The following is a 13,178-nucleotide window of genomic DNA, read 5'->3' as shown; positions in this document are numbered from 1 at the left end:
GTTCCGATCCCTCCCGTCACCAGACGTAGGCGAGGACTTCCCCACCCACGCCTTTCTTCTCGGCCTGCTTGTCGGTGAGCAGACCCGAGGACGTGGACAGGATCGCCACGCCCAGGCCGCCGAGCACCTTGGGCAGGTTGTTGGACTTCGCGTACACCCGCAGACCCGGCTTGGACACGCGCCGCACACCGGCGAGCGAGCGCTCCCGATTCGGCCCGAACTTCAAGTTCAGGGTGAGGGTCTTGCCGACCTCGGCGTCCTCGACGCTCCAGTCGCTGATGTAACCCTCCGCCTGCAAGATCTCGGCGATGTGGGCCTTGAGTTTGGAGTACGGCATCGCAGCCGACTCGTGGTACGCCGAGTTGGCGTTGCGCAACCGCGTCAACATGTCGGCGATGGGGTCTGTCATAGTCATGGGCTCTGCGCCCTTCCTCGTCGTGGTTTCCTACCCGGACCTTCGACGTAGTCGTCTTACCAGCTGCTCTTGGTCACGCCGGGGAGCTGGCCCTTCAGGGCCATCTCCCGCAGGCAGATACGGCACAGGCCGAACTTGCGGTACACCGAGCGCGGACGGCCGCATTTGGTGCATCGGGTGTAGGCGCGCACGCCGTACTTGGGCTTGCGATTGGCCTTGTTGATCAGTGCAGTCTTGGCCACGTCAGTTCTCCTTGAACGGGAAGCCGAGACGACGCAACAGCGAGTGTCCCTCGTCGTCGGTGTCGGCGGTGGTCACAACCGTGATGTCCATGCCGCGGACCCGGTCGATCTTGTCGGGGTCGATCTCCAGGAAGACCGACTGTTCGTTCAGCCCGAAGGTGTAGTTGCCGTGCCCGTCGAACTGCTTGGGCGGCAGCCCGCGGAAGTCGCGGATCCGGGGCAGGGCCAGTGTCAGCAACCGGTCCAGGAACTCCCACATCCGGTCACCACGCAGCGTGACACTGGCGCCGATGGCCTGGCCCTCGCGGAGCTTGAACTGGGCGATGGACTTGCGGGCCCGGTTCACACGAGGCTTCTGCCCGGTGATCTGGGTGAGGTCGTTGATCGCGCCCTCGATCACCTTGGAGTCGCGGGCCGCGTCCCCCACGCCCATGTTCACCACGATCTTGACCAGACCGGGCACCTGGTTGATGTTGCCGTAACCGAACTCGGTCTGCAGTTCGCTCAGGATCTCCTGGCGATACTTGCTCTTCAACCGCGGCAGCACGGCTGCGCTCTGGGTGGCGGAGTCGGTACTGGTGCTCATGAGATGTCCTTACCGGAACGCTTGGCGACGCGGACCCGGGCGGTGCGCGTGCGGCCGTCGCGCTCGACTTGCTCGCTGCGGTAGCCGACCCGGGTGCCCTTCTTGGTCTCCGGGTCGACCAGCATCACGTTGCTGACGTGGATCGGGGCCTCGATGGTCTCGATACCGCCGGTGGTCGAACCGCCGCGGCCCGCCTCGGTGACCTTGGAGTGACGCTTCACGCGCTGCACACCCTCGACCACCAGGCGTCCGGTCTCGGCCTGGACTTCCAGTACCCGGCCGGTCTGACCCTTGTCCCGTCCTGAGATGACGACGACGAGGTCGCCCTTCTTGATCTTTGCCATTGCTTACAGCACCTCCGGGGCGAGCGAGACGATGCGCATGAACCGCTTGTCCCGCAACTCACGGCCTACCGGGCCGAAGATTCGGGTTCCGCGCGGCTCGCCGTCGGCCCGCAGGATGACAGCGGCGTTCTCGTCGAAGCGGATGTAGGAACCGTCGTTACGGCGGCGCTCCTTGCGGGTGCGCACCACAACCGCTTTGACGACCTCACCCCTCTTGACGTTCCCGCCGGGGATCGCGTCCTTCACGGTGGCGACGATGACATCGCCGATGCCGGCGTAGCGACGCCCGGAACCACCGACCACCCGGATGCACAAGATCTCCTTGGCCCCGGTGTTGTCGGCGACCTTGAGTCGCGACTCCTGCTGGATCATTCGTTCTACTCCTGTCGTCGTGCCGGTTCTCGACTACTCCTCGAGCCTGGCCGAACGGATTGGTGGACTTAGCGGGATCAATCCCTGATGGTCACTTGGCCTTCTCGACGATGGACACGATCCGCCAGCGCTTGGTGGCGGACAGCGGCCGGGTCTCCATAATTCGGATCAGGTCACCGACACCGGCCTCGTTCGCCTCGTCGTGCGCCTTGACCCGGGTGGAGCGACGGATGACCTTGCCGTACAGCGGGTGCTTGACCCGGTCCTCCACCTCGACCACCACGGTCTTGTCCATCTTGTCGCTGACCACGTAACCGCGACGGGTCTTGCGGTACCCGCGCGGGGTGGCTGCGTCCTCTGCCGGCGCCTGCGGCGCCGGTGTCTCTGTGACTTCGCTCATCGTCGCCTCTTCGTTCACTTCGCGTCAGCGGTCGGCGCGGTCCGGATTCCCAGTTCGCGCTCCCGCAGGATCGTGTAGATGCGGGCGATGTCGCGCCGCACGGTCTTCAGCCGCCCGTGGTCCTCCAGTTGCCCGGTGGCAGAGGAGAAGCGGAGGTTGAACAATTCCTGCTTGGCCTTCTTGAGCTCACCCAGCAGGATCTCGGAGTCCATACCGTCGAGCTGATCGGGCATCAGGTCCTTGGAACCGATCGCCATCAGACGTCACCACCCTCGCGGCTCAGGAACCGCGTCTTCATCGGGAGCTTGTGCTGCGCGCGGCGGAGCGCCTCGCGAGCAAGGTCCTCGTCAACGCCGGCGAGCTCGAAGAGCACGCGTCCGGGCTTGACGTTTGCGACCCACCACTCCGGGGAACCCTTACCGGAACCCATGCGGGTCTCGGCAGGCTTCTTGGTCAGCGGCCGGTCGGGGAAGATGTTGATCCACACCTTTCCGCCACGCTTGATGTGCCGGGTCATGGCGATACGGGCGGCCTCGATCTGGCGGTTGGTCACGTACGCAGGCTCCAGGGCCTGGATGCCGTAATCACCGAAGGCGATCGAGGTGCCACCCTTGGCCACGCCGGAGCGCTTGGGGTGGTGCTGTTTACGGTGCTTGGTGCGCCGGGGGATGAGCATGGCTCAGGCCTCCGTCTCAGTGGCTGTTTCGGTGGCGGCCGGTGCCGCCTGGCCGGTGGCTGGAGCGCCCGCAGCCTCGCTGGGCTGCGATCCGGGCGCGGGCTGGGATGCCGGTGCTCCCTCACGGGGGCGGCGGCCACGGCCCCCGCGCTCGCCACGGTCACGGTCACGGCCGCGTCCACGCGCGGGCGCTGCCGAGGCCTGCGCGGCGGCGAACTCCTTCTCGGTCTGGTCGCCCTTGTAGATCCACACCTTCACGCCGATACGACCGAACGTGGTGCGGGCCTCGAAGAAGCCGAAGTCCACGAACGCACGCAGCGTGTGCAGGGGCACCCGGCCCTCGCGGTAGAACTCGCTCCGGCTCATCTCGGCGCCACCGAGCCGACCGGATACCTGCACCCGGATGCCCTTGGCGCCGGCCCGCTGAGCGGACTGCATGCCCTTGCGCATCGCACGACGGAAGGACACGCGCGAGGCGAGTTGCTCGGCGATACCCTGGGCCACGAGTTGGGCGTCGATCTCGGGGTTCTTGACCTCGAGGATGTTCAACTGCACCTGCTTGCCGGTGAGTTTCTCCAACTCACCGCGCAGGCGGTCGGCCTCGGCGCCACGACGCCCGATCACGATGCCCGGGCGAGCGGTGTGCAGGTCCACCTGCACCCGGTCGCGGGTACGGACGATGTCGACCTTGGAGATCCCGGCGCGCTCCAGCCCGGAGGCCATCAGTTTGCGGATCTGGACATCCTCGTTCACGTAGTCGCGGTAGCGCTGGCCCTTGGTGGTGGAGTCAGCGAACCAACGCGACCGGTGGTCGGTGGTGATGCCCAGGCGGAATCCGGTGGGGTGTACCTTCTGGCCCATCAGCGAGGCCCTCCCTTGATCTGACGCTCATCGGCCACGATCACGGTGATGTGGCTGGTGCGCTTGAGGATGCGGTTCGCTCGCCCCTGCGCGCGGGGGCGGAAGCGCTTGAGGGTCGGGCCCTCATCCACGTACGCCTGGGAGATGACCAGGTCGCCGGCGTTGAACGCCACCGACTGCTCATCCGCCTTGACGCGGGCGTTGGCGATCGCGCTCTCCACGATCTTGCGCACGTCCTGCGCCACTGCCTGCGGGGCAAAGCGAAGAACGTCGAGGGCCTCATCGGTCTGCTTGCCGCGGATGATGTCCACGACCCGCCGAGCCTTCTGGGGCGTGACGCGCACGTATCGCGCCTGCGCCTTGGCTTCCATCGTTAGTCCTGCTTTCTCAATCACAAGTGTTCGGTGTCCTCGGGCGCGCCTCTCAGCGACGCCGCGCCCTACGGTCGTCCTTGTCGTGCCCTCGGTAGGTACGGGTCGGGGCGAACTCGCCCAACTTGTGGCCGACCATCGACTCGGTGACGAACACCGGGACGTGCTTGCGACCGTCGTGCACCGCGAAGGTGTGGCCAAGGAAGTCGGGGGTGATGACCGACCGACGGGACCAGGTCTTGATGACGTTCTTCGTGTTGGCCTCGTTCTGTGCGTCCACCTTCTTCTGCAGGTGGTCGTCGACGAACGGGCCCTTCTTCAGACTACGAGGCATGATCGTGGCTCCCTATCAGCGCTTCTTGCCAGTGCGACGACGGCGCACGATCTGGCTGTCGCTCGGCTTGTTCGGACGGCGGGTACGGCCCTCTTTCTGGCCCCAGGGACTGACCGGGTGGCGACCACCGGAGGTCTTGCCCTCACCACCACCGTGGGGGTGGTCCACCGGGTTCATCGCCACGCCGCGCACGGTGGGACGCTTACCCTTCCACCGCATCCGACCGGCCTTGCCCCAACTGATGTTGGCCTGTTCGGCGTTGCCGACCTCACCAACGGTGGCGCGGCAGCGGGCGTCCACGTTGCGGATCTCCCCGGACGGCATCCGCAACTGGGCGTTGCCGCCCTCACGGGCCACCAACTGCACCGAGGAACCGGCCGAGCGGGCGATCTTGGCGCCCCCACCGGGCTTGAGTTCGACTGCGTGGATCACGGTACCGACCGGGATGTTACGCAGCGGCAGGTTGTTGCCGGGCTTGATGTCCGAACCGGGACCGGACTCGACCATGTCGCCCTGCTTGAGCTTGACCGGCGCCACGATGTAGCGCTTGGCCCCGTCTGCGTAGTGCAGCAGCGCGATGCGTGCGGTCCGGTTCGGGTCGTACTCGATGTGTGCGACCTTCGCGGGCACGCCGTCCTTGTCGTTGCGACGGAAGTCGATCACGCGGTAGGCCCGCTTGTGACCGCCGCCGATGTGCCGGGCGGTGATCCGCCCGGAGGAGTTGCGCCCACCGCTCTTGCTCAGCGGTCGGACCAGCGACTTCTCCGGCGTGGTTCGGGTGACCTCGACGAAGTCGGCGACGGAGGAGCCGCGTCGGCCCGGTGTCGTCGGCTTGTACTTACGGATGGCCATGAAGTGTCTTCCTCAATCTCTTACTGGCTGCCGGCCTTTTCAGACCGCGCCGCCGAAGATGTCGATGGTGCCCTCGCGCAGCGTCACGATCGCGCGCTTGGTGTCCTTACGCTTACCCATCCCGAACCGGGTCCGGCGGGTCTTGCCCAGTCGGTTCGCGGTGTTGACGCTGTCGACCTTGACGTCGAAGATCTTCTCGATCGCGACCTTGATCTCGGTCTTGTTCGCACGCGGGTCGACGAGGAAGGTGTACTTGCCCTCATCGAGCAGGTTGTAACTCTTCTCCGAGACCACCGGGGCCAGGATCACGTCCCGGGGGTCCTTGTTCACGGTCGGCGTGCTCACTGGTCCTCCTCAGTGGTGTCCGTCGAGCCGGCGCCGGGGGCCCGGCCGGAGACGAAGGCCTCCAGTGCCTCGGTGGTGAAGACCACGTCGTCGGAGACCAGGACGTCGTAGGTGTTGAGCTGATCGGGGTGGATCAGGTGCACAGTGGGTGCGTTCCGCAGCGACTTCCAGGTCAGGTCGTCCCCGCGGGCCAGAACAACCAGCACGTGCCGGCTGGGGGCCACCTGGTTCAGCAGGGCCACCGCGGTGCTGGTCGAGGGCACATCGGTCTCGGCGAAGGCGCTCACCACGTGCACACGACCCCCGCGGGCCCGGTCCGACAGCGCCCCACGCAGGGCGGCGGCCTTCATCTTCTTCGGGGTGCGCTGGCTGTAGTCACGCGGCACCGGGCCGTGCACGATGCCACCACCGGTGAACTGAGGGGACCGGATCGAGCCCTGACGGGCGCGGCCGGTACCCTTCTGGCGCCAGGGCTTACGACCACCGCCGCGCACGTCGGCGCGGGACTTCGTGGCGTGGGTGCCCTGGCGGGCTGCGGCCAGTTGGGCCACCACGACCTGGTGGATCAGCGGGACGTTGGCAGCCGCATCGAAGATGGCGGCGGGCAGTTCGGCGGAGCCGGTTGCCTTGCCGGTGGCGTCCAGCACGTCCACCGTTCGGGAAGCAGTTTGGGTAGTCAAGACGTTCACGCACCCTTCGCAGCGGTACGGACCATGACCAGGCCGCCCTTGGGGCCGGGAACCGCGCCGGTGATCAGCAGCAAGCCCTTGTCGGCATCCACGGCCTGGACGGTCAGGTTCTGTGTGGTCTGGCGTTCGTGGCCCATCCGCCCGGCCATACGCAGGCCCTTGAAGACCCGGCCCGGGGTGGCGGCGCCACCGATCGAGCCGGCCTTGCGGTGGTTGCGGTGCGCCCCGTGGGAGGCCACCGCACCGGCGAAGCCGTGCCGCTTCATCACACCGGCCGTGCCCTTGCCCTTGGTGGTGCCCACGACGTCGACCAACTGGCCGGTCTCGAAGGTCTCCGCGGTCAGTTCCTGGCCGACGCTGTACTCAGCGGCGTCGGAGGTGCGGAACTCGGCGGCGTGGCGACGAGGAGTCAGGTCGGACTTCTCGGCACGCACGCGCAGCGGCTGGGTCACCTTGCGCGGGTCGATCTGGCCGAAGCCGATCTGAACCGCTGAGTACCCGTCCCGCTCCGGGGTGCGGACCTGGGTCACCACGTTGGTGTCCACCCGCACCACGGTGACCGGGTGCAGACGACCGTCGTCGTCCCACACCTGCGTCATGCCGAGTTTGGTGCCGAGCACCGCCTTGATGGCGCGCTCGGAAGCCTGGGGAAGTGAAGTCATGGGTGCGTCCTCAGAGCTTGATCTCGATGTTGACGTCCGCAGGCAGGTCCAGGCGCATCAGCGAGTCCACAGCCTTGGGCGTCGGGTCCACGATGTCGATCAACCGCTTGTGGGTCCGCATCTCGAACTGCTCGCGGCTGTCCTTGTACTTGTGCGGTGAACGGATGACAACGAACACGTTCTTCTCGGTTGGCAGCGGCACCGGGCCCACGACCGTCGCACCAGCGCGGGTCACCGTGTCGACGATCTTGCGCGCCGAACTGTCGATGACCTCGTGGTCGTAGGACTTGAGCCGGATGCGGATCTTCTGTCCCGCCATGCGTCGTCTGACTCTCTCTCTCGTACCGCTTGACCGACCCCCGCGCTCGGGCGTGTCGCTCTCGCAACACTCCACACCGGCAGGCACCATGAAGGTGATGGTCGGAGATGACTGGTGAAGTTCGTCCGCCTACCGGAGGGCAGTCAGCCGATCTTCTGATTGGTTACTCGTCGGTTCCGGACCCGAAAGCACCGACTCACATCAGATGCACACCGAATCAATCACCCGCGACGAGGCAACTTGACTAGTTTGCCACAGCACGGTGGAGAACCCAAGCCGCAGATCGGATTGGCCGCCGTGGGATAGGCCACACCTGCCCCGGACCAGACCGAGGATCATCAGATACCGGTGATCCGACACCCCTCGTCCAGGCCCAGGATCTCCAGGCGAACACTGATGTTGCGCACCTGCACACTCACGTAGGCACGGGCGGCGATCTCGCTGATCTTCCTGGGGCCGTCGGCGATATCGCCCAGGACCCCCCGCGCGAAGCCGGACCTGCCGTGGATCAGCACACCCTGCCCCTTACGGAAGGTGCCGTTCTCCACCCAGCCGGTGAAGACAACCGGCTGACCGGCCGCCTGGAAGGCGCCGACCAGACGCAGCACCCCGGTGTCCCGTCCCGGTGCGGGCGGCTCGTCATCCCAGAGCGCCTCCGCCTCTGCGGCCGTGGGGCTGACCTGCGTGCCGGTGGTGAACCATGACATGGGAGCGATCCTACTGCTCACACGGCCCGAGCCACCGCCCTTGGCGCCGCCGCCGTAACCCGGCACGGGACGGGCATGAGGCAGGGCCCGCCAGCCGAGGCTGACGGGCCCTGTGGGACTCACTGTGCCGGACGGGGCGTCCAGCGCTGGATCACTTGGTGATCTTGGTGACCCGACCGGAGCCGACGGTGCGCCCACCCTCACGGATGGCGAAGCCGAGGCCCTCTTCCATCGCGATCGGCTGGATCAGCTCCACGGACATCTCGGTGTTGTCACCGGGCATCACCATGTCGGTGCCCTCGGGCAGGGTGATCACGCCGGTCACGTCGGTGGTGCGGAAGTAGAACTGCGGACGGTAGTTGGAGTAGAACGGGTTGTGCCGTCCCCCCTCGTCCTTGGCCAGGATGTAGACCTGGGCCTCGAAGTCGGTGTGCGGGGTGATCGAACCCGGCTTGGCGATGACCTGCCCACGCTCGACGTCCTCACGCTTGGTGCCGCGCAGCAGCAGACCCACGTTCTCGCCGGCCTCGGCGTAGTCCATGAACTTCCGGAACATCTCCACACCGGTGACGGTGGTCTTCTGCGGTGCCCGGATGCCGAGAATCTCGATCTCGTCGTTCACGTTCAGGGTCCCGCGCTCCACCCGGCCGGTCACCACGGTGCCGCGGCCGGTGATGGTGAAGACGTCCTCGACGGGCATCAGGAACGGCTTGTCGGTGTCACGCACCGGGTCCGGCACGGACTCGTCCACCGCCTCCATCAGTTCCTCGATGGACTTGACCCACTTCTCGTCACCCTCCAGGGCCTTCAGGCCGGAGACCTTGATGACGGGCACGTTGTCGCCGTCGAAGTCCTGGCTGGAGAGCAGTTCACGGACCTCCATCTCGACGAGCTCGAGGATCTCCTCGTCGTCGACCATGTCGGCCTTGTTCAGGGCGACCAGCAGGTAGGGCACGCCCACCTGACGGGCGAGCAGCACGTGCTCACGGGTCTGGGCCATCGGGCCGTCGGTCGCGGCGACCACCAGGATCGCGCCGTCCATCTGGGCGGCACCGGTGATCATGTTCTTGATGTAGTCAGCGTGACCGGGGGCATCGACGTGCGCGTAGTGGCGCTTCTCGGTCTGGTACTCCACGTGGGAGACGTTGATGGTGATCCCACGCTGACGCTCCTCCGGAGCGTTGTCGACCTGATCGTACGACTTGAACTCGTTCAGGTCGGGGTACTTGTCGGCCAGCACCTTGGAGATGGCAGCCGTCAGGGTGGTCTTGCCGTGGTCAACGTGACCGATGGTGCCGATGTTGACGTGCGGCTTGGTCCGCTCGAACTTGGCCTTCGCCACTGTGGTTCCTCCTGGAACTCGGGTAGTTGTACGCAGCTTGCGGATCGAGGTTCTCGATCTTTCCGGCTTCGCAGATCCTACGGGTCGGTTTGGGTTGTTGTGTTACAGGTCGACCAGTGGGACTACTCGCCCCGGGTCTTTGCCACGATCTCCTCGGCAACACTCCGAGGAACTTCGGCGTAGTTGGAGAACTGCATCGCGTACACCGCGCGACCCTGGGTCTTCGACCTCAGGTCACCGATGTATCCGAACATCTCCGACAACGGCACCAAGGCTCGAACAACCTTGACGCCACTCGCGTCCTCCATTGACTGGATCTGGCCGCGACGGGAGTTCAGGTCGCCGATCACTTCACCCATGTACTCCTCGGGTGTGCGTACCTCGACATCCATCACTGGCTCCAACAGCACCGGGCTGGCCAGCCTGACGCCTTCCTTGAAGACCATGGAACCAGCGATCTTGAACGCCATCTCCGAAGAGTCGACGTCGTGGAACTGACCATCCAGGAGGGTCGCCTTCACGCCCACCATCGGGTAGCCGGCCACGACACCGACCTGCATGGCGTCCTGGATACCGGCGTCGACGCTGGGGATGTACTCCCGCGGGATGCGACCACCGGTGACCTTGTTCTCGAACTCGTAAATCTCACCGGACTCGGTGTCCAGCGGCGCGAAGGTGACCTGCACCTTCGCGAACTGGCCGGAGCCACCGGTCTGCTTCTTGTGGGTGTAGTCGACCTTCTCCACGGTCTTGCGGATGGTCTCGCGATAGGCGACCTGGGGCTTACCCACGTTCGCCTCGACCTTGAACTCCCGCCGCATCCGGTCCACCAGGATGTCCAGGTGCAACTCGCCCATTCCGGCGATCACGGTCTGGCCGGTCTCCTCATCCAGGCGCACCTGGAAGGTGGGGTCTTCCTCGGCGAGCTTCTGGATCGCCTCGGAGAGTTTCTCCTGGTCACTCTTGGTCTTGGGCTCGATGGCCACCGAGATCACCGGCTCGGGGAACGTCATCGACTCCAGCACCACCTGGGAGTCCATCGCGGAGAGGGTGTCGCCGGTGGTGGTGTCCTTCAGGCCGATGACGGCGTAGATGTGTCCGGCCGAGACCGTGTCCACCGGGTTCTCCTTGTTGGAGTGCATCTGGAAGAGCTTGCCCAGCCGCTCCCGCTTGCCCTTGGTGGAGTTCATCACGGGCTGGCCCGAGGCGATCGAGCCCGAGTAAACCCGGATGTAGGTCAGTTTGCCGAAGAAGGGGTGCGAGGCCACCTTGAACGCCAGCGCCGAGAACGGCTCGGTGGCGTCGGCGTGGCGCTCGATGACCGTGTCGGGGTCCCCGGCGGCGTGCCCCTCGATGGCGGGCACGTCCAGGGGCGAGGGCAGGTAGTCCACGACTGCGTCCAGCATCGGCTGGACGCCCTTGTTCTTGAACGCAGAGCCGCACAGCACCGGGTAGGCCTCGCTGGCCAGGGTGAGTTTGCGGATACCGGCCTTGATCTCGGCCACGGTGAGCTCTTCGCCGTTGAGGTACTTCTCGAGGAGTTCCTCATCGGCCTCGGCCACCGCCTCAACCAGTTCACTGCGGTACTTCTCGACCTTGTCGGCCAGGTGCGCCGGGATCTCCTCGACCTCGTAGGCCTCACCCAGGGAGGTCTCCCCGCGCCAGGTCAGCGCGCGCTCCTCCACCAGGTCCACGACGCCCTCGAAGTCGCTCTCCGCACCGATCGGCAACTGGATCACCAGGGGCTTGGCCTTGAGACGGTCAACGATCGTCTGCACGGTGTAGTAGAAGTCCGCACCGAGCTTGTCCATCTTGTTGACGAAGCAGATGCGCGGCACGTCGTACTTGTCCGCCTGACGCCACACCGTCTCCGACTGGGGCTCCACGCCCTCCTTACCGTCGAAGACCGTCACCGCGCCGTCGAGCACCCGCAGGGAACGCTCCACCTCAACGGTGAAGTCCACGTGCCCGGGGGTGTCGATGATGTTGATCTGGGTGCCGTCCCAGAAGCTGGTCACCGCGGCCGAGGTGATCGTGATGCCGCGTTCCTTCTCCTGGTCCATCCAGTCGGTGGTGGACGCACCATCGTGTGTCTCACCCATCTTGTAGTTCACCCCGGTGTAGAACAGGATGCGCTCGGTGGTGGTGGTCTTACCGGCATCGATGTGGGCCATGATGCCGATGTTGCGGACCTTATTCAGGTCGGTCAGCACGTCGAGTGCCACGTTTGCTCTCTTCTTAGTCGTCTGAGCTCAGGTCAATCATCGGTGCCGGCGGACCGGCCCCGGAAGTGGCGTCTACCAGCGGTAGTGGGCGAACGCCTTGTTGGACTCGGCCATGCGGTGGGTGTCCTCGCGGCGCTTCACCGCGGCACCCAGTCCGTTGGAGGCATCCAGGATCTCGTTCATCAGACGCTCGGTCATGGTCTTCTCCCGGCGCGCCCGGGCGTAGTCGACCAGCCAGCGCAGCGCCAGGTTGGTCTGGCGGCTCGCGCGGACCTCGACCGGCACCTGGTAGGTCGCACCACCCACGCGGCGCGAGCGCACCTCCAGGGTGGGGCGCACGTTTTCCAAAGCCCGCTTGAGCACCACGGTCGGCTCGGTCTGGGTCTTGTCCCGGACGCCGTCGAGCGCCCCGTAGACGATCTGCTGCGCGGTGTACTTCTTACCGTCCACCAGGACCCGGTTGACCAACTGGGTGACGGTCGGGGAGTCATAGACCGGGTCGGCGACGACCGGCCGCTTCGGCGCTGGGCCCTTACGAGGCATTACTTCTTCTCCTTCTTGGCGCCGTACTGGCTACGAGCCTGCTGACGGCCGCGCACACCCTGGGTGTCCAGCGCACCGCGCACGATCTTGTAGCGCACACCCGGCAGGTCACGCACACGACCGCCACGGACCAGCACGATGGAGTGCTCCTGCAGGTTGTGACCCACGCCCGGGATGTAGGCGGTGACCTCGATACCGCTGGAGAGCTTCACACGCGCGACCTTACGCAGCGCGGAGTTCGGCTTCTTCGGGGTGGTGGTGTACACACGGGTGCACACGCCACGTCGCTGCGGGCTTCCCTTCAGGGCCGGCGTCTTGCCGTGACCGGTCCTGGTGCTGCGGCCCTTGCGGACCAACTGCTGGATGGTGGGCACTTAATCTCCGTCTCGAAAATTCGGTTGCTTCGTGGGGGTGATCTGCCGATCGTTGCCGGCGGTTCCGGCATTCCACCCCGTTGGACCCCCGCGCTCGGGTGTGTCGAGCCCCGGCACCACAGCGCCACCGTGAGAACGATCCCGGTGGGTGTCGGCAGGTGCGACATACCTGGCGGCCGACTCGGTGGATGAATGGCTCATCCACACATGCCTGCGCACGCACGCAAAGGCCCGACGAAGCGGGCACTGGCGACAAGAGTACTCCCCGCGCCCGGCCTGGTCAAAGGCGTCATCGTGCCTGCGGGCTGTGGTCTTGACCACTTCCCGCCCTCTGGCGCGGCGGTGAACGACCTCAACGCCCAGGCGACGGGAACCGTACCCGGCCGTTCGTCACGGTCGATCGGCGGCGACAGACAGCACCCTAGTGGCTCCACCGCATGCCCCAACCCGCCGCCGACGACGACCCGGCGGGCTATTGTGCTCTGGACGGGTTCGCAGCGGGCGCACCCGCCGAGGTGA

General features: G+C 66.0%; 21 protein-coding genes. All 21 read right to left on the bottom strand.

The window, feature by feature from the left end; genetic code table 11:
- Positions 1-16: 16 nt before the first annotated feature.
- Positions 17-415, bottom strand: coding sequence for a 30S ribosomal protein S8 (gene rpsH, locus ACO0LU_RS05540; RefSeq protein ID WP_424786292.1), 399 nt, complete (start codon positions 413-415; stop codon positions 17-19).
- Between the two features lie 56 nt (positions 416-471).
- Positions 472-657 carry a type Z 30S ribosomal protein S14 gene (locus ACO0LU_RS05535; RefSeq protein ID WP_424790413.1) on the bottom strand — a complete coding sequence of 62 codons (186 nt, stop codon included), beginning with the start codon at positions 655-657 and terminating at the stop codon, positions 472-474.
- Position 658: 1 nt separating this feature from the next.
- Positions 659-1,243, bottom strand: a complete 585-nt coding sequence (gene rplE, locus ACO0LU_RS05530) for a 50S ribosomal protein L5 (RefSeq protein ID WP_424790412.1) — start codon at positions 1,241-1,243, stop codon at positions 659-661.
- Positions 1,240-1,587 carry a 50S ribosomal protein L24 gene (gene rplX, locus ACO0LU_RS05525; protein ID WP_424790411.1) on the bottom strand — a complete coding sequence of 116 codons (348 nt, stop codon included), beginning with the start codon at positions 1,585-1,587 and terminating at the stop codon, positions 1,240-1,242. Before rplX ends, rplE begins: the two co-directional genes overlap by 4 nt.
- A gap of 3 nt (positions 1,588-1,590) precedes the next feature.
- Positions 1,591-1,959 carry a 50S ribosomal protein L14 gene (gene rplN, locus ACO0LU_RS05520; protein WP_424790410.1) on the bottom strand — a complete coding sequence of 123 codons (369 nt, stop codon included), beginning with the start codon at positions 1,957-1,959 and terminating at the stop codon, positions 1,591-1,593.
- Between the two features lie 91 nt (positions 1,960-2,050).
- Positions 2,051-2,359, bottom strand: coding sequence for a 30S ribosomal protein S17 (gene rpsQ / locus ACO0LU_RS05515; protein ID WP_424790409.1), 309 nt, complete (start codon positions 2,357-2,359; stop codon positions 2,051-2,053).
- Positions 2,360-2,373: 14 nt separating this feature from the next.
- Positions 2,374-2,616, bottom strand: coding sequence for a 50S ribosomal protein L29 (gene rpmC, locus ACO0LU_RS05510; protein WP_424786298.1), 243 nt, complete (start codon positions 2,614-2,616; stop codon positions 2,374-2,376).
- Complete coding sequence (gene rplP / locus ACO0LU_RS05505; protein WP_424786299.1) at positions 2,616-3,035, bottom strand: 50S ribosomal protein L16; 420 nt, start codon at positions 3,033-3,035, stop codon at positions 2,616-2,618. The genes rpmC and rplP overlap by 1 nt, the downstream gene beginning before the upstream one ends.
- Positions 3,036-3,038: 3 nt before the next feature.
- A complete protein-coding gene (gene rpsC / locus ACO0LU_RS05500) occupies positions 3,039-3,896 on the bottom strand; it encodes a 30S ribosomal protein S3 (protein WP_424790408.1) in 858 nt (285 codons plus the stop codon).
- Entirely contained in the window at positions 3,896-4,267 is a 372-nt protein-coding gene (rplV, locus tag ACO0LU_RS05495) for a 50S ribosomal protein L22 (RefSeq protein ID WP_424786301.1), read from the bottom strand. The genes rpsC and rplV overlap by 1 nt, the downstream gene beginning before the upstream one ends.
- A 52-nt stretch (positions 4,268-4,319) precedes the next feature.
- Positions 4,320-4,601, bottom strand: a complete 282-nt coding sequence (gene rpsS, locus ACO0LU_RS05490) for a 30S ribosomal protein S19 (RefSeq protein ID WP_424786302.1) — start codon at positions 4,599-4,601, stop codon at positions 4,320-4,322.
- Positions 4,602-4,616: 15 nt separating this feature from the next.
- Positions 4,617-5,453 carry a 50S ribosomal protein L2 gene (gene rplB / locus ACO0LU_RS05485; RefSeq protein WP_424786303.1) on the bottom strand — a complete coding sequence of 279 codons (837 nt, stop codon included), beginning with the start codon at positions 5,451-5,453 and terminating at the stop codon, positions 4,617-4,619.
- 39 nt (positions 5,454-5,492) lie between these two features.
- Complete coding sequence (rplW, locus tag ACO0LU_RS05480; protein WP_424790407.1) at positions 5,493-5,798, bottom strand: 50S ribosomal protein L23; 306 nt, start codon at positions 5,796-5,798, stop codon at positions 5,493-5,495.
- Positions 5,795-6,478 (bottom strand): 50S ribosomal protein L4, encoded by a 684-nt coding sequence (gene rplD, locus ACO0LU_RS05475; RefSeq protein WP_424790406.1) that lies wholly within the window; start codon positions 6,476-6,478, stop codon positions 5,795-5,797. The genes rplW and rplD overlap by 4 nt, the downstream gene beginning before the upstream one ends.
- A 5-nt stretch (positions 6,479-6,483) precedes the next feature.
- The gene (gene rplC / locus ACO0LU_RS05470; RefSeq protein ID WP_424790405.1) at positions 6,484-7,149 is read right to left on the bottom strand and encodes a 50S ribosomal protein L3; all 666 of its coding nucleotides are present in this window, start codon (positions 7,147-7,149) and stop codon (positions 6,484-6,486) included.
- Positions 7,150-7,159: 10 nt separating this feature from the next.
- Positions 7,160-7,468 carry a 30S ribosomal protein S10 gene (rpsJ, locus tag ACO0LU_RS05465; protein ID WP_424786306.1) on the bottom strand — a complete coding sequence of 103 codons (309 nt, stop codon included), beginning with the start codon at positions 7,466-7,468 and terminating at the stop codon, positions 7,160-7,162.
- Positions 7,469-7,806: 338 nt separating this feature from the next.
- The gene (locus ACO0LU_RS05460; protein WP_424790404.1) at positions 7,807-8,175 is read right to left on the bottom strand and encodes a hypothetical protein; all 369 of its coding nucleotides are present in this window, start codon (positions 8,173-8,175) and stop codon (positions 7,807-7,809) included.
- Between the two features lie 151 nt (positions 8,176-8,326).
- The gene (tuf, locus tag ACO0LU_RS05455) at positions 8,327-9,517 is read right to left on the bottom strand and encodes an elongation factor Tu (protein ID WP_424790403.1); all 1,191 of its coding nucleotides are present in this window, start codon (positions 9,515-9,517) and stop codon (positions 8,327-8,329) included.
- 122 nt (positions 9,518-9,639) lie between these two features.
- Positions 9,640-11,742, bottom strand: coding sequence for an elongation factor G (gene fusA, locus ACO0LU_RS05450; protein ID WP_424790402.1), 2,103 nt, complete (start codon positions 11,740-11,742; stop codon positions 9,640-9,642).
- Between the two features lie 72 nt (positions 11,743-11,814).
- On the bottom strand, positions 11,815-12,285 hold the full coding sequence (gene rpsG, locus ACO0LU_RS05445) for a 30S ribosomal protein S7 (protein ID WP_424786310.1): 471 nt from the start codon (positions 12,283-12,285) through the stop codon (positions 11,815-11,817).
- Positions 12,285-12,659 (bottom strand): 30S ribosomal protein S12, encoded by a 375-nt coding sequence (rpsL, locus tag ACO0LU_RS05440; protein WP_424786311.1) that lies wholly within the window; start codon positions 12,657-12,659, stop codon positions 12,285-12,287. Before rpsL ends, rpsG begins: the two co-directional genes overlap by 1 nt.
- Positions 12,660-13,178: the final 519 nt, after the last annotated feature.

Source organism: Pseudactinotalea sp. Z1748 (assembly GCF_049725185.1).
GTDB lineage: Bacteria > Actinomycetota > Actinomycetes > Actinomycetales > Beutenbergiaceae > CALKWS01.
This window is presented reverse-complemented; position numbering and strand designations above follow the sequence as displayed.